The sequence below is a fragment of the Psychrobacter sp. AOP3-A1-26 genome, from assembly GCF_052378235.1.
In the GTDB taxonomy this organism is placed as follows: Bacteria; Pseudomonadota; Gammaproteobacteria; order Pseudomonadales; family Moraxellaceae; genus Psychrobacter.
On sequence record NZ_JBQSXN010000045.1, the window covers coordinates 1 to 25,707 of the forward strand.

18 protein-coding genes, 1 other RNA gene, 2 pseudogenes and 1 other annotated feature are annotated in these 25,707 nt (G+C 43.6%); of the genes and pseudogenes, 12 read left to right on the forward strand and 9 right to left on the reverse strand.

Translation table 11 applies throughout. From position 1 onward, the window contains the following. The coding region (locus ACT3TU_RS08715; protein ID WP_444784285.1) for a hypothetical protein at positions 1-233 on the forward strand (233 nt) is incomplete at its 5' end. A gap of 80 nt (positions 234-313) precedes the next feature. Here the strand turns inward: ACT3TU_RS08715 and ACT3TU_RS08720 are convergent. Then, positions 314-1,533 (reverse strand): annotated as a pseudogene (locus ACT3TU_RS08720) (IS3 family transposase). Next, positions 1,142-1,258 (reverse strand) — a sequence feature (AL1L pseudoknot). Its footprint overlaps the pseudogene before it by 117 nt. A gap of 148 nt (positions 1,534-1,681) precedes the next feature. Between ACT3TU_RS08720 and ACT3TU_RS08725 the strand changes: the two are divergent. Further along, entirely contained in the window at positions 1,682-3,046 is a 1,365-nt protein-coding gene (locus ACT3TU_RS08725) for a GW dipeptide domain-containing protein (protein ID WP_318779279.1), read from the forward strand. Positions 3,047-3,151: 105 nt separating this feature from the next. Here ACT3TU_RS08725 and ssrA read toward each other — a convergent pair. Continuing rightward, positions 3,152-3,510: a transfer-messenger RNA gene (gene ssrA, locus ACT3TU_RS08730) on the reverse strand. 85 nt (positions 3,511-3,595) lie between these two features. Continuing rightward, positions 3,596-4,267 (reverse strand): alpha/beta hydrolase, encoded by a 672-nt coding sequence (locus ACT3TU_RS08735; RefSeq protein WP_192522515.1) that lies wholly within the window; start codon positions 4,265-4,267, stop codon positions 3,596-3,598. A 363-nt stretch (positions 4,268-4,630) separates the two neighbouring features. Here ACT3TU_RS08735 and ACT3TU_RS08740 point away from each other — a divergent pair, with 363 nt between their 5' ends. From ACT3TU_RS08740 to ACT3TU_RS08750, 3 genes are all read left to right on the forward strand, one after another. Next, positions 4,631-5,407, forward strand: coding sequence for a response regulator (locus ACT3TU_RS08740; RefSeq protein WP_192522514.1), 777 nt, complete (start codon positions 4,631-4,633; stop codon positions 5,405-5,407). A 68-nt stretch (positions 5,408-5,475) separates the two neighbouring features. Continuing rightward, entirely contained in the window at positions 5,476-7,257 is a 1,782-nt protein-coding gene (creC, locus tag ACT3TU_RS08745; RefSeq protein WP_192522513.1) for a two-component system sensor histidine kinase CreC, read from the forward strand. 110 nt (positions 7,258-7,367) lie between these two features. Beyond that, positions 7,368-7,568 (forward strand): hypothetical protein, encoded by a 201-nt coding sequence (locus ACT3TU_RS08750; protein WP_192522512.1) that lies wholly within the window; start codon positions 7,368-7,370, stop codon positions 7,566-7,568. Between the two features lie 162 nt (positions 7,569-7,730). Here ACT3TU_RS08750 and aroC read toward each other — a convergent pair whose 3' ends face one another. After that, positions 7,731-8,834 (reverse strand): chorismate synthase, encoded by a 1,104-nt coding sequence (gene aroC / locus ACT3TU_RS08755; RefSeq protein WP_192522511.1) that lies wholly within the window; start codon positions 8,832-8,834, stop codon positions 7,731-7,733. 60 nt (positions 8,835-8,894) lie between these two features. Then, positions 8,895-10,070, reverse strand: coding sequence for a 50S ribosomal protein L3 N(5)-glutamine methyltransferase (gene prmB / locus ACT3TU_RS08760; RefSeq protein WP_192529017.1), 1,176 nt, complete (start codon positions 10,068-10,070; stop codon positions 8,895-8,897). Between the two features lie 550 nt (positions 10,071-10,620). Here prmB and ACT3TU_RS08765 point away from each other — a divergent pair. Continuing rightward, positions 10,621-11,943 carry a L,D-transpeptidase family protein gene (locus ACT3TU_RS08765; RefSeq protein ID WP_444784289.1) on the forward strand — a complete coding sequence of 441 codons (1,323 nt, stop codon included), beginning with the start codon at positions 10,621-10,623 and terminating at the stop codon, positions 11,941-11,943. Between the two features lie 90 nt (positions 11,944-12,033). Here the strand turns inward: ACT3TU_RS08765 and ACT3TU_RS08770 are convergent, their stop codons facing one another. Beyond that, on the reverse strand, positions 12,034-12,246 hold the full coding sequence (locus tag ACT3TU_RS08770) for a hypothetical protein (protein WP_192522508.1): 213 nt from the start codon (positions 12,244-12,246) through the stop codon (positions 12,034-12,036). Between the two features lie 323 nt (positions 12,247-12,569). Between ACT3TU_RS08770 and ACT3TU_RS08775 the strand changes: the two genes are divergently transcribed. The 5 genes and pseudogenes from ACT3TU_RS08775 to ACT3TU_RS08795 all read left to right on the forward strand — a co-directional run bounded on the left by ACT3TU_RS08775 (position 12,570) and on the right by ACT3TU_RS08795 (position 19,894). Then, entirely contained in the window at positions 12,570-14,348 is a 1,779-nt protein-coding gene (locus ACT3TU_RS08775) for a DUF389 domain-containing protein (protein ID WP_444784286.1), read from the forward strand. Between the two features lie 186 nt (positions 14,349-14,534). Continuing rightward, positions 14,535-17,207 (forward strand): alanine--tRNA ligase, encoded by a 2,673-nt coding sequence (alaS, locus tag ACT3TU_RS08780; protein WP_444784287.1) that lies wholly within the window; start codon positions 14,535-14,537, stop codon positions 17,205-17,207. A 310-nt stretch (positions 17,208-17,517) separates the two neighbouring features. Then, complete coding sequence (locus ACT3TU_RS08785; RefSeq protein ID WP_192522506.1) at positions 17,518-18,804, forward strand: aspartate kinase; 1,287 nt, start codon at positions 17,518-17,520, stop codon at positions 18,802-18,804. Between the two features lie 344 nt (positions 18,805-19,148). After that, a pseudogene (csrA, locus tag ACT3TU_RS08790) lies at positions 19,149-19,316 on the forward strand (carbon storage regulator CsrA); the annotation flags it as partial. Positions 19,317-19,519: 203 nt separating this feature from the next. Further along, positions 19,520-19,894, forward strand: coding sequence for a HopJ type III effector protein (locus ACT3TU_RS08795; RefSeq protein WP_192522505.1), 375 nt, complete (start codon positions 19,520-19,522; stop codon positions 19,892-19,894). A 72-nt stretch (positions 19,895-19,966) separates the two neighbouring features. Here the strand turns inward: ACT3TU_RS08795 and ACT3TU_RS08800 are convergent, their stop codons facing one another. Both ACT3TU_RS08800 and ACT3TU_RS08805 read right to left on the reverse strand, forming a co-directional pair. Beyond that, positions 19,967-20,278, reverse strand: a complete 312-nt coding sequence (locus ACT3TU_RS08800) for a YeaC family protein (protein WP_192529014.1) — start codon at positions 20,276-20,278, stop codon at positions 19,967-19,969. 67 nt (positions 20,279-20,345) lie between these two features. Further along, entirely contained in the window at positions 20,346-21,350 is a 1,005-nt protein-coding gene (locus ACT3TU_RS08805) for an NAD(+) kinase (RefSeq protein WP_192522503.1), read from the reverse strand. Positions 21,351-21,662: 312 nt separating this feature from the next. Here ACT3TU_RS08805 and ACT3TU_RS08810 point away from each other — a divergent pair, with 312 nt between their 5' ends. Next, positions 21,663-22,385, forward strand: a complete 723-nt coding sequence (locus tag ACT3TU_RS08810; RefSeq protein WP_192522502.1) for a Bax inhibitor-1/YccA family protein — start codon at positions 21,663-21,665, stop codon at positions 22,383-22,385. A 267-nt stretch (positions 22,386-22,652) separates the two neighbouring features. Here the strand turns inward: ACT3TU_RS08810 and ACT3TU_RS08815 are convergent, their stop codons facing one another. Continuing rightward, on the reverse strand, positions 22,653-25,523 hold the full coding sequence (locus ACT3TU_RS08815) for a heavy metal translocating P-type ATPase (RefSeq protein WP_444784288.1): 2,871 nt from the start codon (positions 25,521-25,523) through the stop codon (positions 22,653-22,655). Between the last annotated feature and the right edge of the window lie 184 nt (positions 25,524-25,707).

Below are 25,707 nucleotides of genomic sequence, written 5' to 3' on the forward strand. Positions count from 1 at the left end.
ATTTAATGTTAGGGGAGAAACTGATTAAATCGGTTAAAGGAACTACGCACCCAGGCGTGCAGAGCTTAACTAATCCAGATGCATACAATAGTGCAAGAACTGGATCTCCAGTTTGGGATTTTGGTTGGCATTATGGTGTTTGGAGTAAAGGTAGACACCGTGGTAAAATTGACGCTTTTGCCCATACTGGGGTCGCTTATATTAGGGGCTGTATAGAATTGGGAAATAGTTGAAAAAAATAAGCAACGCCTTACACTCTTGTTTACCACAACAATGAACCGCCCCGACTTTATCGGAGAGTGATTTACTTGAGTCAGGCAGCGATGCCTGACAGGATTAAACTATCATAATACCGCTTTTCAAACTCAAAGGGTGACACATATCCAATCGTGCCATGTAAACGGGTTTTATTAAACCAGTCTACCCACTCAAGGGTTGCCAGTTCAGCATCGTTCACACCGTGCCATTGCTCTTGTAGATACTCAATCACCTCGGACTTATACAGACCATTGACCGTTTCAGCTAAGGCATTGTCGTATGAATCGCCTGTGGTGCCGACCGAGGCAATGATGCCAGAGTCCTTCATCTTATCTGTGTAGCGAATGGATAAGTACTGAACCCCGCGATCACTGTGATGAATGACATCTTTGGGATTGTTTCTATCTGTTATCGCTTGATTTAATGCTGCCATCACCATATCGGTATTCATGCGACTCGATACTTTCCAGCCGACGATAGTGCGAGCAAACACATCAATGATAAAAGCGGTATATACCCAGCCGCTTGTCGTCTTGATATAGGTAAAGTCAGCCACCCATAGCTGATTAGGGCGATGCGCATTGAAGTTGCGATTAACCAAGTCATCAGCGCGCTTCTGATCGTCACGGCTGTTGGTGGTAGTCTTACCCTTACCACGCCAAACGCCTTGTAAGCCATGCTGCCTCATTAAACGCTCTACGGTGCAACGAGCAACCTTTAACCCGTCAGATTTCATCTGCTGCCATACCTTACGGACACCATAACGGCATTTACTGTCCTGCCAGATGCGTTTAATCTCACTGATATAATAGTCGTCATGTTGACTGCGTAATGAGCGCTTTTCAGGGCAGCTCTCCAAGTCTTTAGCACGATAATAGGTTGACGGGGCAATCGGTAATACTCTACAAATTGGCTCGATCCCATAAAGATGTTTATTGTCGTCGATGAATTGAATCATGGTTTTAGTCAGCGGCCCGTCTCCGCCTGGGCGAAAAAAGCCGCAGCCTTGCGTATAATTTCATTAGCTTGTTTAAGCTCTTTATTCTCGCGTTCAAGCGCTTTGATGCGCTCTTTGTCACTTTGCGCTTGCACTGAGGCAGGAATAGTTTGATCGATGTGCTTTTTATGCCATGATCGTAAGGTTTCAGGTGTGCAGCCAATCTTAGGGGCAATGGCTTAAATGGCTGACCATGTGGAGGGGTAATCGCTCGACGCTTCAATCAGCATGAGAACGGCGCGTTCTTTCATCTCAGGAGTGTAGGTTTGTTTTTTCATTGTCGTATTCTCTCAGAATATTAAGTCTCCGACAATCCCGGGGCGGTTCAAAGACTTATGACGAGATGTCTGAAGAAGAAAGAAGGTTGCAACAAAGTACAGCAAAAATCAGGCATACCTAATGTATCTTAAATACAAGGGATCTACAGTGAGAATAATAATCACTCTTTTTTTCATTTTTGTATTAGTATCATGCACAAATAACTACGGTGATACTAATACAAACGATGATGCTATCAATAAAACTGATATTAAAAATGACAATACAGTCATAACGAATATTGAAAACAGCTCTCTCTTAGAGGATAACAGTAACCCGCTTATTTTTAATAAAATAAATCCATCCATAGTCTATGATAATAGTCAGGATAAAATTGACATTAGACATGATAATACTGCCATCTCTATCAACCTATTTGGTGATGATGAGTCTGATTTAACCTTAATAATGAATGGTAGCGTTGTCAGCAAAGGGTTTGATGGGCGTTTTAATTATACTTATGAAGTAGATTTAAAAAGTGCATTAAAGAGAATTAGTGTTTTCTCTAATGATGCTAATAGGCAAATTTTGATATTACCTGCGACAACAGAAGAATATCTGACATACAACGCTATTCTGTTTGATGATAGTGGATTTTTACACACTTATATGTTTGAAATAGCTGAATGGCATTGTGGGGGTATTGAGTCGATAACTGCAAATACTAAAGCCGACGCTAACGCCATTAAAGTTATAGATAATACAGGTAAGAGTTGTAGCACCCATATTTATCTGATTGATGGGGAGTACATAAAGGAAGATCCTAAATCATTTTCTTTTACAGATATTGTAGAAAAGCATGAGAAAAAAACACATAAGATCTTCACTTTTGATATCAATGGAGATGGCATTGATGATAAAGTTATTACTCATATTAATAAATTAAATTCAAGCGGAAGTGGCTATCAAGGAAACGACTTGGTCGTATATTTAGGAGTGCCTAATGATAAATATATGCTGAGTTTAAATAGTATTAATTATACTGAAGATGGGTTATTTTACTTCAGCAGCCTTTCCCCGCGCACTAATAGTACAGGCTTTATTTTATCAACATATTTTGGTAGTCGAGGCTACCCATATAAAGACTATTACTTTACATTAGATAATGATGAATGGAAGATTGCAAAAGTAATAGTGAAGGGGTATATGGGTAATAATGCGTTTTATTGCGAACATCTAACGGATTATAATGTATCTAGCCCTACCGCTGAGCCAGAAGATTTAGAGGTTCAAAATTCCGAAAATGATATCCTTGGTCAATGTCCTTCGCCTCCTACTAAATATACTGTCATATCAGAGAAAGCAGAGATACTAACAGAGGATTTTGAGTCTAGATCATCACCAAATTACTATATTAAAGGTGATTCGATTGAAGCCGTCAACCAAAATGAAGATTGGGTACAAGTATCTTATAAAAATGGTACTAAATTTGGTTGGATCGATAAGCGTGATTTGACACCTATACCAAACTAGCCCGAGGCAAAAGCTTTCATTATATACTTTGACTATAGTAGCTAATAGAAAGATTAAACCAAAAAAAAGCCAGCCACCTAAGTGACTGACTTCTTTAACAATATTTGGTGGAGATGGCGGGAGTTGAACCCGCGTCCGCCAGCATTACGCTCATGAATCTACATGTTTAGTTTCTGTCTTTAGTTTTAGTCCGCACCGATCCGACAGTCAGGATGGATTGGACGATTCTCTACTTTTGAACCCAAGCAATTGAGACAATCACTTGTGGCGAGCCTACATGCGGACGCTTCAACTTAGTTGACCAACTGTAGGTGATCAGCAACCAAGTAAGCAGGGTTTAAGCTGCTAGAGCGTAAGTTTCGTCGTTTGCGACTATAACAATATATGTTGGATTAACGAGAGGACATATACTCTCGACATGCATCATTGAGTTTCATCACCAGCGTCGAAGCCAGAACATCCCCAATAAGACTGGCTATTATATACGATATATAGCTCAGGTTTCAAGCTGTAATAAGCCCCTATTACATTACGTTACAGCCTATTGGGCTAAGCTAAAACTTTATTTAGCCACTTACCGATATTTTGAATCTGCGGCATACAAACCTGATGTGCCATCGGATAAGTATGATAAACAACATTATAGCCCTTCTCTGATAGTAGCTGCTGCGCCTGTTCACCCAAAACAGAAGGAACGACGGGGTCATGCGTACCATGCTCAATCAATATTGGTATGTTTTTATTAGCAGTACTATAGTTGATATTGTCATTAGTCGCTAGATAAGTAGATAGCGTCATCAATCCAGCCAAGCGCTCTGGATAGCTGAGCGCGACATGATAAGCCACTGCTCCGCCCTGTGAAAATCCTGCAATAACAATATGCTCAGGTGACACGCCACGCTCTAGCTCACGGCTGATTAATTCTCTTATTTGCTGAGAAGACTCTTCAATCTGAGTAACATCAATTTTACGCTCAAGGCTCATCTCTATAATGTCATACCACGCCGGCATTACCATTCCACCATTGACGGTCACTGCACGCTTAGGCGCATGTGGAAAGATAAAACGTACGGCCATATTATCAGCCAGCCCTAACTGCGGAACGATTGGCTCAAAGTCATGACCGCTTGCACCTAAGCCATGCAACCAAATAACGGCTCTATCTATTTTTTTTTGCGATGGATTATGCTCAACAATCACAGCATCTAAATAATTGCTCATATAGCCTAATTTCCTTTATAGTCATAACAACTCTATATTCTTAACGAGATATATCGTTGCAACATATTTTATCTTGGTATTATTTTCAAACTGCTGATTATTCTACAGCCTTTAAACAAAACCGCCAGTCAGAAAAACTATTCGCTAACAACCCCAATTTTCATCAATTTTTCACATCATTTACTTACTGGGTCCAAAAGCTAGAACGGCTTTTATGCTACGATCATTCAGTAGGTTTATACTCAATACGTTAACCATTGTATGACGCCCTACTCTTGTTTTTCAATGTTCGTATAATGGTTAGACATAAATGAGTTATGTATCTTAAGCCATTTTCTTATCTTATATAGTGATATAAAACCTATGACCCATATTTTATTGGTAGAGGATGACCCTGCTATTGCGATGTCGCTTAAAGTCACTTGCAAGCGTGAAGGTTGGCACATTACGTGGCTAGATAATGCCAGTAGCGTCCTACCGATGCTACATAGCGATGAGGCAAAAGATTTATCAGCGATCATATTGGATGTTGGGTTACCAGATGGTGATGGTCTTAGCCTCTGCCAACAAATACGTCATACAGCCGATATTGATGCTTTAAAGGATATCCCTATCGTATTTTTGACGGCGCGTAGCGATGAGGTCGATCGTATTTTAGGCTTAGAGATGGGCGGCGATGACTACTGTGCCAAGCCTTTTAGCCCACGAGAATTGGTTGCCCGTCTAAAAGCCATTTGGCGACGTGAGCATTTGCTTTCGCAGCAGACTACTACCATAGAGACAAACGATACAGCAAATCCAGCCTCTTCGCATAATATGTCAGGGCAAGCGTTAACCTTTGAATGCCAATCTGGCATCTGGCACTACCAACCGCTTAATTACTCGTTAATGTGGCAGGAGCAAAAGCTAGAGCTGAGTAACACAGAGCGCAAAATTTTATTGACCTTGCTACAAGCGCCCAACCAAGTATTCAGCCGTGAACAGCTACTCAATGCTGTCAGCGATTATCCCGATCATCGCTTAGCGCGGACGATAGATAGCCATGTTAAGTCAATTCGTAAGCAGCTAGCGACCATCGACCCTAGTGTTGAGGTGATACATACACATCGTGGCCTCGGTTATGCATTGTGCCCCGCCTAGCTGCATGCCCATAGTCGTATTTTGATTAAAACTGACTTTCTATAACGTCAAAGAACACGCCTAATAATATGAATCAAAACACCCATAACCGTATTAACGAGCATGTTAGCCAAAGTAACTGGTATGCAAAATTGCATCCTATTGGCACCGCACAGCAAATAACAGAGCCAAAACGACTACTCAATTTGAGTATATTTTTTAGGATTTGGTTAGCAGTTGCTCTCGTACTCATCATTTGCGGTATGGTCGTCTTTACTCAGCTGTTTGGTTATATCAAACCGACAGCACAGCAAGTCATGGAAGATACCTTATTAGATACCAGTAAGCTGCTCGCGGCAAGTTTGCAAATGCCACTATCTTCAGGGCAGCTATACGATGGTGTCTATCAAGTAAGACTTGATGCGGCATTTATTGGCATGCCAGCGGTTGGTAAAACTCAAGACCCAGAGTATAAAAACAAAAGCTATAGTAGCTTTCGGATATACGTAACGGATGATACAGGCCTGGTCATATACGACTCTTTACCCGAGCCTGACAATGACGAAGGGCGAGATTACAGTCGCTGGAATGATGTGTACTTAACCTTAAAAGGTCAGTATGGCGCGAGAAGTACCACGCGAGATTATAATCAGCGCGATGGTACAATTATGTATGTGGCGCAGCCAATCAAGGATGAAACTGGTCATCTGATTGGTGTGGTCAGCGTCGGTAAACCTATTGCTAGCGTGTTGCCTTATTTGGACAATACGCGCAATCGTATGCTTATCACAGCGCTATTCATGAGTATTGCCGCTCTTATATTAGCAGGATTGGTCGCATGGTGGCTCAAGCAAAGCATCAGTTTAGTGACCCAATACACCAGTGCGCTAGCAGAAGATACCAAAAAGCCGTATTTTTACTTAGGTCATGAACTCAATAGCCTGACAGATACCATTGAATCTATGAAGCATCGATTGGAAAACCGCGCTTATGTCACCGATTATGTCCATACGCTTACCCATGAGCTCAAAAGTCCCTTAACCGCCATTCGCGCTAGTAGTGAGTTGCTAGAAGATGACGGACTTGATGAAGAAGATCAACAGATGCTGATCCAATCCATCGGTGAACAAAGTATCAAAATGCAGCAGCTAATTGATCGATTACTGCTGCTTGCTAAGGTTGAGCAACCAACCTTTAAGCTGAATCGGCAGCTGACGCCTTTATTACCATTATTACGGACCCTCGCAAAAGACAACGCTGCTAAGTTGCAACAGCAACACTTGCCAGCTATCGATATCTATCTTGACGAAAAGCAGGTTACTGAAACAACCCTTTTATCACCAGATATCTTGGCAAATACCAGCGTTTTCGCTGACCAGTTTTGGTTGGTACAAGTACTGCAAAATGTATTGGATAATGCCATCCATTTTGCTGATAGCAAAGTCGTTATTTATCTGCACAGCATTACGCAACATAGTTCAGCGCAAAATAGTACCGCGCGAAATGTGACCATTGACATCTTTAACGATGGTAAATTGCTGCCTAACTATGCCGTTGACAAAGCGTTTGACCGTTATTTCAGCTTATCGCATCAGAGCCAACCTGCTTATAATCCATCAAATCATTTATCAGAATATTCGTCAAATGAGGATTCAGCACAAGGCGTTAAGCAAGCGCCACCTAGCATGGCTAGTAGCACCCTCAAAAAAGGCTCGGGACTTGGTTTAACTTTAGTGAAGCAAGTGATTGAACATCATGGAGGTCAGGTAACTATTAATAACGTCAATGCTAATAACGATAAAATTGGTACTGATGAGAATCAGCGTTCTGGTGTCATGGTTAGCTTAACCCTACCTTTGGCTAAAGAATAAAAAATTATGATAATCCATAGAATTTTCATCATTCCTACACAGGTTTTCTATCTCTTTATTTTATGATGCTGTTATTCAAATTTATCATTAATATTAAGGATAGAAAAGCCATGCCAAACCTTCTTGCTCAAAACCAAATCATAGAAAACTACTTAGGATATAGCCGTCACGATTGTACGCAAAATTTATCAAATCAAGGCATCGACAGTCTTGAGTTTGGACATTGGCTAGCCATTCCTAGTCAACATCTGCTATTGATATTTCGTCATCAGCAATGTGTGGCGGTTGACTATTACCAAATAGCGGCTTAAGGCTTTTCATCATTTACGGGTTAAACTCTATCGATTAAGTTATTAACTTTCTAGGGCATGTCATCAATTAGCCATGAAAAAGCCCTTTGTCGCTGCTAATGATATTTAATTAGAAGCGATAAAGGGCTGATATTTTTACGATATAGCTTTTTAACTATTCACCTAAGTAATCGACTCAACCGGCGCTACTACATCCGCATTTTGACCGCGATGGCGTAAATAATGATCGAGCAATACAATCGCTAGCATAGCTTCAGCGATAGGCGTGGCTCGTACCCCCACGCAAGGATCATGACGACCTTTGGTCAGCATATCGACCGACTCCCCTTTGGTATTGATACTCTTGCCAGCCGTCGTAATACTAGAAGTTGGCTTTAGCGCGATACTGACACGAATATCTTGTCCTGACGAGATGCCACCCAAGATACCGCCCGCATGGTTGGCGGTAAAGCCATCTGGCGTCAGCTCATCACGCGAGCGATGACCGAACTGTCCTGCCACGGCCATTCCGTCACCAACCTCAACCCCTTTTACCGCATTGATACTCATCATCGCATGGGCAATATCTGCGTCTAAGCGATCAAATACCGGCTCACCCAATCCAACAGGTACGCCGCTGGCGATTACTTCTAAACGCGCCCCGCAGCTAGTACCTTCACGGCGCAAGCTGTCGATCAATATCTCAAAACGGGCAACCGCTTCTTTATCTGCACAGAAGAACGGATTGCTATTGACAAAATCCCAGTCGATTTGACTTGGATTTAGCACTTCACTATATTCAGAACCAATTTGCGTAACATGACCTCGGACTTGCACACCTAAGCGGTCTTGCAAGTATTTCTTAGCGATAGCGCCAGCTGCGACGCGCATGGCAGTTTCACGTGCTGATGAGCGACCACCGCCACGGTAGTCACGAAAGCCATACTTCATACTATAAGTATAGTCAGCATGACCAGGGCGAAACGTATCTTTGATTTCGCTATAGTCTTTGGATTTTTGATTGGTATTGCGAATCAACAGACCGATAGACGTGCCCGTGGTTTTACCTTCAAATACACCAGAGATAATCTCAACTTCATCAGATTCGCGGCGCTGAGTCGAGTACTTAGACGACCCTGGCTTGCGGCGATCCAAATCTATTTGCAAGTCATCTTCACATAATGCTAAGCCGGGTGGCACGCCATCGACGATGGCCATGAGGCCTGCCCCATGCGACTCGCCGCACGTGGTGACCGTGAATACTTGCCCAATGCTATTGCCTGCCATATTTATCCTTAAACAAATGAAGTCAATTTTTGATTGATGATAGCGCTAATCTCGATGGTTCTATTGAATGCTATCTAATAACTGTACATAAGCGGCAAACAGCTGGCGATGTGTCACGAGTTCATCATAAGTAATCGCAAAGACACCATGACCACCATGAGCAAATTTCAGCCAATCGAACTGGATTTCAGGATAGGCTTGTTTTAATGCCCATTCGCTATCGCCCACTTCACAGATCAGCAAACCTTCTGGGCTTAGATAGTCTGGTGCTTCAAATAAAATACGATGAACCAAATCTAGGCCATCTTGACCCGCGGCTAGTGCGTGCTCAGGCTCGTACAAAAACTCAGGTGGTAGGTCTGCCATAATAGCCGCATCGACATACGGCGGATTGGTAACGATAAGCTCGTATTGGTTTTCGGCAGGAATCTTGGCAAATAAATCTGACTCAATCACATTGACCTGATGGCCAAGGTCATGATGGTCGACGTTAACCATCGCCACTTGTAGCGCACCTTTATCAATATCAACCGCATCGACCAGCGCATCAACGAAGCGCGTTGCCAAGGCAATAGCAATACAACCAGAGCCAGTACATAAGTCCAAAATGCGCTCAGGCTGTGACAGTTGCTTGACCTCTAAACCGTGATCGTAAAATGCGGCTGCTTGCTCATTGATGCTAATGCCGAGTGGTTTGGCCAGCTCATTGACATCGAAGTACGGATGGAACTGCTGACGTATCAATTCGGCGATAGGTGAGCGCGGGATAAGCACGCGCTCATCGACATAGAATGGCAAATCACAGAAGTAAGACAAGTTAATTAAGTAGCTTAACGGCTTGCGCTCAGCGATACGCTCTTCTAGCAGACTGAGTACCAATTGCTTCTCTGATGTGGTCAAGCGACAATCAAGAATCTGCTCATTGGCTGACCAATCTAATGATAGAGAGTGCAAAACGATGGCAGAGGCTTCAGCGAACTCATCGGTGGTTCCTTGGGCGACGACCACGTCATAGTTGCGCAATTGGGTGACCGAAAAACGAATAAAATCACGAATACTAACCAGTTGCTCGCGTGCTTCTTCTAACTCTGCATGCAAGTTGACAAATTGCTCGTCTTCACCAAGAAACCCCGCCTCCAAATCGAACGCCTTATCACTGTCTAAACCTTGTGACTCATCATCATTGAAGTATTGATTTTGAAATTCTTCTGCGCTCATTGTTTGGTCGTCTGACATATCGCACCTTGCTGACTGCATGCTTGCTGATTACATGTGGGTGGGTTAAATCGCTTTGGGTTAAAAGCTGATCTATTAAATAAAAAACTCTTTATACATTATAGACGCAAACGCTAAGTTGCGCCAATATTTGCGTTTTTGTGCCAAAAAAACATTATAGAGATTAGATCATAAAGATTAAAATGTATTGAACATTCACAAATAGCTACTGTCAATGCCAGGGTCGTATGTTCAACACCCCTAAACGTTTTTGGTATAAATCGAATAGCATCCTATACACACCTTCGCTAAGTTATTGCCCAACTGTAGTGAATACGTCAACAGTTGACGTTTGGGGTGTTTTAGTTGAAAAAAGATGTATCAAAAGTTTGCGAAGCTTCCAAATTATGCGCATAATAGCCGCATTAGTAGCCACCACAAGTGATTCAATATGATGAAAATAAAGCCTCTTATTACCGCTATATCTATCGCTGTCGTTAGTGCCAGTGTTAGCGCGCTTGCCGCCCCCACCGACGATACCCGCACATTGCCAGTGCGCACCGCGGATACAATGCCTAACCTCGCTAAGAAAGTTAGCCTTAATGTGGAAGAAAACCGTAGTAGCTCAATCGATGCTCGTCCTGCTGTCAAGCCAAGTTCTGACAAATCAAATGCTGAAAAGCCAAATACTGAAAAAACCAAACCAGCTGATCGTATGACACAGCTGATCGATGCCAAGCAAGATGCGCAGTCAAAGACCGAGCCAACAGCGACGACCGCTGATAACATGAGCGCAGAAGAACTGACTCGCAAAGATGAGCAATCTGACAGCACTGATGATATTAGTGACGGTCAAGCCGTCGCAGCCCCTAGCGATGTCTCCTCTATCGACTCATCTGACCCGCTGGCTTTTGAATTACCTGACAACGAAAAACGTCAAGACTTTAGTGATGACCCTACCATCAAAAATATCGAAGACAAAAATGGTAAAAGATACACCACGCTAAACTTGTCAAGCTATGCCAAACAAGTTAATGATGCAGCTTGGTCACCGAATATGAAAGTCAACTCAGCGATGACTATTAAGATGCAGGCTTTGCTCGACTGGAACCATGCTTCTCCTGGCCCTATTGATGGTGGCTGGGGTATGAATAGCAAAAAAGCCCTTATCAACTTTCAGACCATGAAAGGCTTGCCAGCCACTGGTAAGATGGATCAAAAAACGTGGGATGCATTGATTAAAAAAATTCCTACCGATAAGCCGGTGTTAGTGACTTATACCCTAACCGAAGACGATATAAAAACCAACTTTGCGACCACTCCTGCTGGCTCAGAAGCGAAGTCAAAAATGAAAGGGCTGTATTATCAAGACATCAAAGAGATGCTAGCCGAACGCTTCCATATGGATGTGCGCTACCTAGATAAGCTAAATACAAATAAAAACTATAAAGCGGGTGAGACCATTACGGTGCTTAATACCCGTGCTCCGCTCAACCAACGCATAAACCGTGTCGTCGCTAACAAAGCAGATAAAACCTTATATGCTTATAATGATAACCAACTAGTGGCTACTTATCCGACCACTGTCGGTAGTGATGCTACGCCATCCCCGCAAGGCAGCTTTAAAATTGTCAATAAAGTAAAAATGCCTTGGTATAAAGCAACCGTTGGTAATGGCGCGGATAAAAAAGTGCATATGCTACCACCAGGTCCAAACAACCCTGTCGGCGTCGTATGGATGGGCTTGTCTAAACCGTCGTATGGCCTACATGGCTCACCGAAGCCTGAGGGCATCAGTCGCCAAGCGTCAGCAGGTTGTGTGCGTTTGACCAACTGGGATGTGTTAGAGGTTTATGCCAATATCGAAAATGGCGCAACTGTTGAGCTTAAATAATTCATCATAAACGAGAGACAAAAAAAGACCTTGATTATCAAGGTCTTTTTTTATGGCCAAATATAGATTTTATACTATTTATTTTCTGTCTTAGGCTTTATACCCTTCTTCTTTGCCAGTAATACTACCGACTTTTTTGGTGAAAAATAATGCTGCCGGAATAGACAATACAAAGCCTGCTGCTACCGCCATTTGAATATGCGGAATTTGGTTAAATCCTGTAACCAAAGCGCCAATCATGAATACACCGATGGTGACGGTTGCGGCAATTGAATAGATAACAGAGAATAATGGCCAGTTCATGATGTATTCCTCATTTTTTGTGTGGGTATAAGTACTTTATACACTAAACCCACACAAATAGTAAGCCTTTTCTTTTAGACCCTCAAGCCAGTTATATTAGGAGACTACACACATAAACCATGTTATAGTTATGGTTTTATAATGACGTTTTTACTGCCTCGTTTACGACCTTTATATTCAATTTTTAATATACTTATATTCAATTTTCGACGATTGTATTGCAACGACAGCTCTCTTCATTTATCCGCAAAAAACTCATACATCGCTTCTTATTTATCATTACAATAATGACTTTCTGTTATTCGTTAAGAAAGCTATCCGCTATGACCTCATCCGAAAAAAACCACTCTAATGAGCCACCACATTCCAAGGGCTCATCAGGCGTTACCAACTATTCAGACCAGCAAGCTGCTTTAGTGAACGCTGACCGCCCTACCCAAAAGCAAGGCAAGGCTATATTAGACAATGCTGATGCTTTAGAGCATCCAGAGACTGATGATGAGAGTGAATTCGACAGTGAGTTGGACGAGGACATGGCTGGTGCTCAACCACCTGAGACGACAATAGCGATAGAATCACTCGGTCCTGATGAAGTGGTTGCAACATTAGAGACGTCTAAACCCGAAGCTCAACCTACTAACGAAAACGCAGAATACGAAACCTTAAGGTCTAAGGAATCATTCTTTCAGGAAAAAACGCTTACTGCTACCGAAATGGGTGCTAGTACCGAGAGCAGTGTAGAAACAGATAGTACTGACACTGCTAACACTCAACCTTCTACGCAACAAGGCTCGCCTACTATACAGGCTCAGGAATCGTCAGTTGACGCCGCCATTCCTTCTCATAATAATTTAGACGAAGGTCCTCAAGAGTCCTTAAAGTTAGAAAATACAAGTGAGCAAGAAAATGTAGCTTCTGAAGAGGAGCTTTCTGTTACTGAGCAAAATAATGACACTACAGTAAAAGGTAAGTTGGACGAGCAGGAGAAGCAAGAAGAGGAAGTTCAAGAACAAAAAGAAGCCAAACTTGAGTCTTATAAACAGTTTGTCGCCGAACAGTTTAGCAACCAAAAAGTAGACTATCCAGAAGTGCGGGTAAGAATTGAAGCCAATGCTCTGCCTAGTAAAATGTATTTCATTATGAATATACTTTCTGCCATCATCGCCAGCTATGGCTTAGTGACCAACTCAGCAGCAGTGGTTATTGGGGCCATGTTAGTTGCTATGATGTTAGGCCCTATCACTGGAATCGCCTTAGCAATTATTGATCACCGCATGCCACTGCTGCGCAAGTCACTTATTACCGTTATTATCGGCATATCATTGGTGGTAGTGGTGGGCTTTATCGTCGGATGGCTACACAAAGACCAGCCATTGACGGCAGAAATATTGTCGCGCACCCAGCCAACCTCTATGGACTTAATGATTGCTCTCGCAGGTGGCACTGCTGGTGCTTATGCGATGGTCTCGCCGCACCTTTCGGTCGCTGTTGTCGGTGTAGCAGTAGCCACTGCGTTGGTGCCGCCTCTTGCTGCAAGTGGAATATTATTTGCCAATGGCGAGACGCAGCTTGGCCTTGGCGCACTGCTATTGGCCTTAACCAATATTATTGCTATTCAGTTTACCAATGCTTTAGTACTTTGGTTATTGGGCTTTCGCCGCTTGGTCGATGACGATTATAAATCAAGCACCTATTTAACCTTTTTGCGTCGCAATGCAGTGACCTTATTACTGTTGGGTGGATTAGGAGCCTATTTGACCATTAATTTGCAAACCAACGCCAAGCAGCAAGTGTTCGAGAGTAGCGTAAAAGAAGCCATCAATAGTTACTTTAACGATAAGGGCAACGTGCTGACCAATACGCAATTCGACACCGGCGATGAGAATCAAGTGGTACGTGCGGTTATTCGCGGTGAAACCACGCCCAGCTCCTATGATGTCCAGCAGATTGAAATGATTATTACCCAAGATATGACCGAGAATTTTCCTGACTACCTTCCGATTAAACTGCAACTACGCTACTTGCCAGTACAGGTGATTGAATCCAATCCATTGATACAAGACAAACTGGACAAGACGGATGCAGCGATTTTAACCAATTAGCCTTTGTTTCACCAACTGATCCTTGCTTTAATATATATTTTTTGGTTAATTAAAATATAGGCTGTTTCTATACAACAACCTAGCTGTTGTAACTCTTGTACCAAGAGCTTGGGCGTTTATGCTAAAATCGCTTGCAAAATTATTTTACTTAACCTACTCAATCCTATCCGTCAGTAAGGAGCCGCTGTGAGCCAGCCATTTCGCTCAGCCGATATTCGCCAAGCTTTTTTCGATTTTTTCATAAGCAAACAGCATACCCCAGTCTCATCGTCTAGTTTGATTCCACACAATGACCCGACATTGTTGTTTACCAATGCCGGTATGAATCAGTTCAAAGAGACCTTTTTGGGTATGGAGCCACGTGACTATACCCGCGCTGTAACGTCGCAAAAATGCGTACGTGCTGGCGGCAAGCACAATGACTTGGATAATGTCGGCTACACTGCACGTCATCATACGTTCTTTGAGATGCTCGGCAACTTCTCTTTTGGTGATTACTTTAAACAAGCAGGTATTGAATATATCTGGGAGTTTTTGACCTCGGATCAGTGGTTAGCAATTGATAAAAACCGCTTATATGTGACCATTTACGAAACCGATGACGAAGCGTTTGAGATTTGGAATAAGGACATCGGCATCCCAGCTGAGCGCATTATCCATATTGGTGATAATAAAGGCGCACCTTATGCGTCTGATAACTTTTGGACCATGGGTGATACCGGTCCTTGTGGTCCTTGTACTGAAGTGTTTTATGACCACGGTGCAGACGTCGAAGGCGGTCTACCGGGCACACCTGAAGAAGACGGCGATCGCTATATCGAGATTTGGAACTGTGTGTTTATGCAGTTTAATCGTCAAAAAGATGGCTCGATGCTACCGCTACCAGCGCCAAGTGTCGATACTGGTATGGGGCTTGAGCGTATTAGCGCCATCATGCAAGGCGTGCATGGCAACTATGAGATAGATTTATTTGTGCATTTGATGGATGCTGCCGCTCAGATTTTAGGTATTGAAAACCAGCAACAATCCTCGTTAAAGGTGATTGCCGACCATATTCGTGCGGTGGCATTTTTAATCGCTGATGGTGTTACACCAAGTAATGAGGGTCGTGGTTATGTGCTGCGCCGCGTGATTCGCCGTGCTGTACGTCATGGTAATAAGCTTGGCGCAGACAGCGACTTCTTTTATAAAATGGTCACGCCACTGGTCGCTGAGATGGGCTCGGCCTACCCTGAGCTAAAAGACAAACAAAGCGTCATCGAAAACGCCATTCAAAAAGAAGAAGCACAGTTTGCTAAAACCTTAGCGCAAGGGTTACGTTTACTCGCCAGTGAGCTTGAGGATTTGCAAGATGGCGATGTGCTCTCTGGTGCGGCAGCATTTAAGCTATATGATACTTATGGCTTTCCGCTTGATTTGACCGCTGATATCACTCGTGAGCGCGGTATTGTCATCGATGAGACTGAATTCGATGAGCATATGCAAGCGCAGCGTGAACGCGCGCGTGATGCGGGTAAATTCGATGTTGACTATAGTAGTGTCATTCAAGTAGACAACCCAACGACGTTTGTTGGCTATGAGCAGCTTGCAGCAGAAGGTGTGACAATTGATGCGTTATATCAAGACGGCAATCCAACTAAAAGCTTAAACGAAGGTATGGAAGGCGTTATTGTTCTTGACCGTACACCCTTTTATGCCGAAGGCGGTGGTCAGGTTGGTGAACTGGGCGAAATTCGTACCGAGACGGGCGTCTTTGAAGTTCAAGACACCAAAAAATCTGGTCAAGCCATTATTCACTATGGTGTCATTACCATGGGTGAAATCACACCCAATCAGACGGCAGAAGCACAAGTACTATCGAGCATCCGTGCTGCTAGCGCCAAAAACCACTCCGCCACGCACCTATTGCATGCAGCATTACGAGAAGTACTAGGGGAAGAAGTCACGCAAAAAGGCTCGCTAGTATCAAGCGACGTATTGCGTTTTGACTTCTCTTACGACAAGCCAGTCAGTGGCGCTGAAATTAGCCGTATTGAGCGTCTGGTCAATGAGCAAATTCAAGCCAACACCCCTGCCCGCATCGAGCACATGTCTATCGATGAGGCCATGAATCAGGGTGCTATGGCATTGTTTGGTGAAAAGTATGGCAGTGACGTGCGTGTGCTGACTATGGGCACAGACAGCATCATAGATGGTCAACGTAAGCCTTTCTCTATCGAGCTGTGCGGCGGTCTTCATGTGCAGCGTACTGGTGATATTGGTGTCTTGAAAATCACTAGCGAATCAGGTATCGCTGCTGGTATCCGCCGCATTGAAGCGGTCACTGGCATGAACGCGATAAAAAATATTCAACAAAGCGAGCAACAGTTAAGTGAGCTGGCCAGTCATTTAAAAGTAAAACGCCCTAACGTTGCACAGCGTGTACGCACCATGGCTGACAAGCAGCGCGATTTAGAAAAACAACTAGAGCGTTTGCAACAAAAAATGGCCAGCGCCCAAGCAGCAAGTTTGCTAGACGACGTTCAGACTATCGCTGGCACTCCCGTGCTCATCAGTACGCTAAGCGGTATCGATGGCAAATCAATCCGTACGCTAATGGATGATATCAAATCCAAACTGCCTGATAGCGTGATCGTTTTGATTGGCGATAAAGACGAGCAGTTAGCCCTAGCAGCCAGTGTGGCAAAGTCGGTAACGGCTAAAGTGAAAGCCGGTGATATCATTCGTCATTTGGCAAGCGAACTTGGCGGTAAAGGCGGTGGTAAGCCCGACTATGCTCAAGGCGGCGCGCCAAAATCAGGTAACAGTGCGGCTGTTATCGCAGCCTTACCTGCTTGGATGGCAGACCAGCTCGGCTAACCATTAAACTGAGTTCATGCCGTTTTATCATAGGTAAAATACGCGATTGGTTATAACGCTTATAACCAATCGCCATACATCTAAGCAGCTCTAGTACTTAACGTTGTGATGCAGATATGGTATAAAGGTCAACGCTTGAACGCATCATTTCTGTGTTAAATTAATAGCAAGCAACACTGGATAAAAAAAGCATAGAGCGCAACTCTTATAATACGGCTTTATCTATGCAAACATTGATTGAGGGTCACATCCGCACATTGATTCTTTTTGATGATAAAAAAGTCCATTAATGAATAATAGGTAGATTTTTATGGCGTTAATAGTACAGAAATACGGCGGCACCTCGATGGGTAGTATCGACCGCATAAAAAACGTCGCCAAACGAGTCAAACGCTGGCATGACAACGGTCATCAAGTGGTCGTTGTGGTTTCTGCCATGAGCGGCGAAACCAACCGTTTGATTGATCTGGCTCGCCAAATTAGCACTCAACCTGATCCACGTGAATACGATCAAATGGTCTCAACGGGTGAGCAAGTTTCTATCTCATTGCTTGCGATGGCGATTAAAGAGCTTGGTGTTGGTGCTCGCTCATTGACTGGCCGTCAGGTGGCTATCAAAACCGATGGTGAGCATAATAAAGCACGTATCGAAAGCATTGACGACAAAAATATCCGTGAGCAATTAGATGCAGGTAATGTCGTTATCGTGGCCGGTTTTCAGGGTATCGACGAGCAAGGCAATGCAACCACATTAGGTCGTGGCGGTTCTGATACTACAGGTGTCGCGGTTGCCGCAGCTTTGGGTGCGGATGAATGTCAAATCTACACCGATGTCGATGGCGTGTATACCACGGACCCTCGCGTCACTTCAAAAGCCAAAAAGCTTGAAAAAATCACCTTTGAAGAGATGCTTGAGATGGCAAGCCTTGGCTCTAAGATTTTACAGATTCGCTCAGTAGAGTTCGCGGGTAAGTATGGTGTACCGCTGCGTGTGTTATCTAGCTTTGATGAAAATACCGATGGCAGCTTTGACCAAGACTTTCAAGACAATGTCGGCACCCTAATTACGATAGACGAAGGAGACAGTATGGAACAGGCAATTATCTCAGGTATCGCGTTTAACCGAGACGAAGCAAAAATTGTAGTACGCGGCGTACCTGATCACCCTGGTATTGCCTCTGCTATCTTAAGCCCCATTGGTCGCGCCAATATCGAAATCGATATGATCGTGCAAAACTTATCGGACAATGGCACCACAGACTTTACTTTTACTGTCAATCGCACTGATTTAGACAAGACCATGAAAGTGCTCAACGACGAAGTCAAAGATGAGATTGGTGCCAAAGAAATATTGGGTAATAGCGAAGTTGTCAAAGTTTCGTTAGTAGGTGTTGGCATGCGCTCACATGCAGGCGTTGCTAGCCTCATGTTCCAGACCCTTGCCGAACACAATATCAATATCCAAATGATATCGACCAGTGAAATCAAAGTATCTGTCCTTATTCAAGACCAACACCTAGAAAAAGCGGTTAAGTCATTACACACCGCCTTTGGGCTGGATCGTGAAGACGGTGATAGCACAATCCCTGGTCTGTGATATAGCGGATTTACTTTAAAACGATACAGAGCTACTATCAACAAAATATCAATAAAATAGGGTCTTTTTAGATCCTATTTTATTTTTTATTATTGCTAGGGTAAGTATTAACCCAATAGTTTTGTGAAAACTCGTGACAGCATCTGTTATGCCGCCTATAATGAGGCTTTCATTTGGGCTAAATGAATCTACCTATCATTGCCGCTATTGGTACAAGTTTAGGCATAGCGTCTAGCAATGTGTTTTATGAATATAATGCATATTTAGTGCTGCGGTGATGTCCTGCAATTGAGAAGTAATCAGATGAGTAATAATTTTTTGATGCGACATAAGGAGTGTGACGCATGTTAATTTTGACACGCCGCGTGGGCGAAACGCTAATGATTGGTGACGAGGTCAGTGTGACTGTCCTAGGTGTCAAAGGCAATCAAGTACGTATTGGTGTAAATGCACCAAAAGATATTGCCGTACACCGCGAAGAGATTTATCAACGTATTCAGCATGAGCGGTCTGTACAGTCGCAAATGCAGCATCTTGAGCAAGGCAACTTTGCGCCTTCATTTGATGACGAAGACTACTTTAATCGCTAAGCTGTAAGACTTAACGCTTAATTACTAATAATTATTGAGCATATAAAAGCATGTTACTTTTATAATACTGTATTTTTATACGTATTATATTTTGCTTTATTAATCTGCTCTGAGGTCATTTATTTATGAGTATCCGCCAATCAGACGTATCGGCTCTACTTAATGGTTTAAATAAAAAAGCCATTGGATTCAATGATGTCATCAGTTTTATTGATGATTTTTATCGCTATGCACCTGCCCCTTTTGTCAACGGCATGGTACATAATGCAGCGGGTGAAAACGAAGACAGTGCGAAGATTTTTGGCTTTGCCAAGCACCATGGTCTTAATCAATTAGATACGCTAAAACTATTTGGTGAACATTACACCAAAATTCAAGCCACCCCTAAGGGTACGGATCATGCCAATATCCGCAATTTTTTACATTGGGGCTGGCAAGGGTTTTTGATGGAAAAAAACCCATTAACCGTACGTCCAAGTGTTGATACTACCGCGCTTTAATTTTTAATCGAATAACAAAAAATCCACGCTATCATAGCGTGGATTTTTTTGGGGCTGACTTTATTCGGAAGTCTATTTATTACGAAACTTGACGGGTTGCACCGCACCTTTAGGATTGGGCATATTCGGGTAATGATGCTCATGTTCGACATCACATTCAGCGCCAACGATAGAACCATCATCTTTTACGGGTTTATGAATGTAGCCAGTACGTTCGACAGGTGGTAGATGCTCATGCTCCCACACCATTACCGCTTGCATACAAGTGTCACGCTGTTCAGCGGTTAATTTGCGACCATCAGGCCACTTGCCAAGCTCAATTGCCAGACGAAATTTTTTAACCACTTCTGGCGTTAAGCTTGCTAATATCGTTTGTTTATCCATCTTGCCTACTCTCCACCATTGTTTTCTATCATATATTCCATATAATGTTTTTATATAACAGCCACGCTTATTCATCATCCATAATATCATCATCGACATCCAGACTGAATTCTTCGGCATGGACGTTCCAGTGCAGCTTTGTGCGGCACGCCTCATAAAAATCAAACCCTGGCGGATGCAACAAGGTTAATTTATCAGGATGCTTGCGTATGTAGAGCCTTTGCTCTTGCTCAAGTGGCACACTTGGCTTGCCATCTGCACTGACCATCGGCTGTGTACGATTGTCTTCATGGATGCGGATACACACTTCACTATTACCACTGACCACGATTGGCCTACTAGACAAGGTGTGTGGATGCATAGGCACTAGACAAATGGCATCCATGCTCGGATGAATGATAGGGCCACCGCCAGACAATGCATAAGCGGTCGAGCCAGTAGGCGTGGCAGCGATTAAACCATCACTATGCTGACGATAGACATCTTGACCGTCAATTTTCATCTGAAAATCAATCATATGCACGGATTTACCAGCATGCAACACCACATCGTTGAGCGCCATGTCTTCATGGATGATATTGCGCCCTTCTCGTATCTCCATGGTCAATAAAAACCGATGATCCAACTGGTAATCACCCATCAATACTTGGCGTAGTTTAAACTCAGCTTCATCAGGCTTTACATCGGCTAAAAACCCCAAACGACCACGGTTGACGCCGAGTACGGGTACACGGTAACGCGCCAGTGCTTCAGCGGCGTGCAATATCGAACCATCACCGCCAACGACGATGACTAAATCGCAAATCTCACCAATTAGGCTACGTTTAACGATTTTGACTTTTTCAATCTCAGTAAAATTCAGTGTGGGCAAATTAGCTGTTTGCACATCCATAATCAATGTGAGATTCATCTCATTGATGGTTTGCGCAATTTGTACCAAACTTTGAGTGACACTGCGCTTGCCGGCGCGCCCCATCAGCCCAATGCGCCTAAAAGCGGGGTTTTTGATAGCGTGGAACAGCTCTGACTCATGTAAATGTGGCAATCTCGCAGACTGCGCTGAGTTTTCCATAAAACGACTCGGTATAACGGTAAAATACAGAGTAATGATAGCGATAAATGAGCGCTTAGACTAGCATGTTTATGATTTATCGTTGTTAACTGTCGTAATCGACCCAATATACAAGCCATCACACGCTATTTTCAAACGTGTTTGTTTGGCTACACAAGGTCGTTTTATCTATGAGCCAATCGGCTATTTAGATGGTTGTTGAGTGACGCGAAGCCTTGATGGCTGTCACGTAAACACAGTTGACAATAATGGCGGTTTTGCTAAAGTAGCTGACATCTATATTACTTATATTTTATTATTAAGGACACATGTATGGCCAATCCTATTGTCAGTCGCGCAGAACTTGCGATCGGCGGTAATCCAATGACGGTCAAGGGCGTGATTCAAAAGACCAGTCTATTACTTGGATTATCAGCAATCACTGGTGTGGGTTTTTTCTTTTACGCACTAATGGCTGGTCTATCGCAAGGTTTTATCACCATGGCAGCCTTTGGTAGTATGTTTGCCGCTTTTGGTCTCGCCATCTTTATTACCTTTAAACCACAGAAAGCCAAAACTTTCGCGGTACCTTACGCCCTCTTAGAAGGTATATTTTTAGGTGGTATCTCACTGTTCTTTATGAGAATGTATCCAACCGTACCGGTCACCGCTATGTGTGCAACCTTTGTGACTGCAGCGGTCATGCTAGGGTTATATCGCTCAGGTCTGGTTAAGGTTACCGAAAAATTCCGCTCCATTGTAACCTCAGCATTGATTGCTATCATGCTCGTTTATGTGGCACAGTGGGTACTTTCTTTGGTGTTTAGTTCAAGCCTGCCTTTCTTGTTTGAAGGTGGCGCTATTGCTATCGGTTTTAGCTTATTTGTGATCGTTATCGCCTCTTTCACGCTCTTGTTAGATTTTGACAACATTGATCGCGGCGTTGCCATGGGTGTCTCTGAGGACTATGAATGGTTATTCAGTATTGGTATACTTGCAACACTAGTCTGGATGTATATCGAATTTATGCGCTTGCTTAGCTACTTACAAGACTAAGTTAATAAGCCAATCAATAAAAATTCTGCATAAAAACTAAAACCGTCTTAACTATTTATATATAGTTAAGACGGTTTTTTTATGGGTAAAGTTAAATATAATCAGTAAAAAGTAGTGTCGATACACCACATACCGCTTGTATAGTTTTTTCTTGCTTGCTGTGCCTTCGCAGACAGGGGCTGCAAAAAAACTATACAAGCAGTATCGTAGCGTTCTTAAAGTACTTTAACTATCATATAAAAAGTGTCCATACACCTAAAAATGCTATTAAGCACGTTTTAAGCGCAGCGCATTTAGCACCACAAACAATGAACTTAGCGACATACCAATAGCAGCGAGCCAAGGTGGTACATAACCTAAAGCCGCTGGTATTAATACACTGCCATTATAAATAAGTGCCCAGCGGAAGTTTTGCTTGATAATGCGCTCCGTTTTATTAGCGATACGCTTGGCCGCAGTAATGGCCTCAATCTGTCCGTTTAAAATAATACTGTCACTCGATACTTGCGCCAAATCTGCCGCGCCAGCAATCGAGGTTGAGACATCTGCTGCTGCCAATACGGGTGCGTCATTGATACCATCGCCGACCATCAGCACCACTGCACCGTTAGCTTGCAGCTGCTGAATATGGTTAACCTTGTCTGTTGGTGATAGACCATTATAAGCGGACTGCATACCTAAAGTTTCCGCCATTACCATTGCTTGCGGGCTTGGGTCACCTGTCAGCATCACCGATTCAATCCCCAGCCCTTTTAGTGTATCGAGCATCGATTTGGCGCTATCACGCACCTTGTCATTAAAATAAAAACACGCCAGCGCTTGCCAAGTGGCTGATTCATTTTTCTGACAAGTTTTCTGACAAGATAGTACCACTGCTGAGCTTGCTCGCTCAGCGGCCAAGTCAATCGTAAAATCATTGCTTGCAGTGGGATTACTAGTGCTGTCTAAGGCAAAATCCACATGACCGATGCGATATAACACCCCATCAATCATAGCTTCAACGCCACCAGCTGGATAGTGCTGTAATGCTTGCGTGGCTGGTAGATGCAGCTGATAGGCAGCGGTTAGCAAGGCATGCGCAATCGGATGCCGACTGCCTACCTCTAGTGCCGCGGCAATTGCTAATAGATGATCTTTTTGCTCAGATGGTTCGGCATTTCCAAAATCGTTCACCTCATAAGCTTTATGTTGCTCTATAGGTTCTACTAGCGCAATATTCAATAAATTAGGCTTGCCATAAGTCAGCGTACCTGTTTTATCAAAAGCCACATGGGTGATTTCTGCTAAAGTTTGTAGCGTATGTCCACGCGTGGTCAAAAACCCATAGCTTGCCAGTCGATTGGTCGCCACCGTGAGCGCAATCGGTGTCGCCAAAGACAGCGCACAAGGACATGTCGCAACCAATACAGCAACGGTTGCCCAAATCGCTTGGCTTGGATCGACAATGTACCAGCCAATAAACACCAAGGCTGACAGCACTAAAATCCGTGCAACAAACCAACGTGCCAGCTTATCTGCTTGCTGTGCCAGTTTGGGTTTTTCGCTCATGGCACGGTTCATCAGCCGATCAATCAGACCAATTTGGCTGTCTTCTGGCAGCGCTGTCACCAACATCTCAAACGGTTGGCTATCATTTTGCGCCCCGCCAACGATATAATCCCCTTGCGACTTAATGATTAAATCGCCCTCGCCCGTTAGCAAGCTTTGCGATACTGTGGCAGCCTGACTCAGCAAAATACCATCACTGATAATTTCCGAGCCAGCCTCAACCAAAATGATGTCACCCACCTGTAAGCTATGAGCGGTTACCATTTTCTTTTCTTCCGCGTCGCCTTCTACATTTGAGAGCGCATCTAGTTTTGAGGGGTCGGCTGGTTGGTTTTTCGTCTGCTGCCATTTTTGGGCGATATCCGATGTCAACTGATGGATATTGCTATCCATACTCTGCATAAAGTCAGGCACAGACTTTGATAAAACTATAGTAGTTACTTTATCAACAGCCAAACCCTCCGCCTGATTAATGGTTTGTTCAGACTGCTTATCAAAGGCTTGTTGCTTAAGTACATTTTGTTCTAGTCGCTGCAAAATACGTTCAGCAGCTTCTTTATCTTCTGCAATTTTTTGTACCAATACTGGCTCAACCACCACCAAATCATTGGCCATACTGGCTGCTTTTAGGCGCGCATTGTGCTCGATATAGCGTCCAGCCAGTAAGAAGAATATAAACATGCTGACCGATTCATAATAGGTTTCCCCTTGTCCAGTGATAGTGGCATAAAGACTGGCAAAGAATGTTACAATCAAAGCAATACTAACCGGCACATCCATATTGACTTGACGCGCACGAACCGCTGACCATGCTGAGGTGAAGAAAGGAACGCCAGCATAAAAGAATACCGGTGTACTGACGAATAACGATACCCAGCGCAGAAAATCACGTTGAAATATCAACATATCGCTGCTCGCGCCAAAATACATCGGCACTGCATACATCATTGCCTGCATCGAACCCAATGCGGCGATGCCTAAACGAACTAGCATTTGGTTGTTATGTCGCGCCAGCATGGCTTCGTGGGTATCCTGCCGATAAGGCTTGGCTTCATAGCCAATCTCATTAATAACCGCGAGAATACGGCTAATAGGCAGTTTGCTCTCATCCCAAATCACGCGCATACGCTGATTGGTTAAATTGACCTGACATTGACTGATACCATCCAGCTCATCTAACCGCGATTCAATCAACCAAGTACAGGCCGCACAACGTAAGTTATTGACAGACAACTCTGCAACCGACATGCCGTCTTGCGCATAGACGAACTGTGATTTGATTTCGTCATGGTCATAAGCTTCGAGACGCGTCAACTGCGTCGGTAAGCTGGCCGTGCGGTTAATTTCTGAGCGATCCAGATAATACTGCTCAAGCCCAGCCTCTACGATACTCTCTGACGCTAACTGACAGCCCATACAGCACATCTCACGAGACTTGCCTAGTATTTCAGCATGAAACGGCGGTTGTGGGACTGGATCACCGCAATGAAAGCAATGACCAGCAAGTGGCAGTACTAAACCGTCAGTGATGGAGTTGTCTTCGTAGTGATGACTGGAGGTTGATGCCATGGGTGATGGGACACTGGACATAATCGCACTTATTTCCTTTAGACAGGTTTGCTCAAACCCTATTCGCTTTGAGTAAACTGGCTACCGTTAATACTGCTCAATGATTATTTAAAATAGCTAGGGCGTGTCTTCAAACAAGGTAAAAGACAACAACCGCTAATTCTTGACTTCCTCCCCACCCTAAAAGTGAAGGGGATTCCTACTA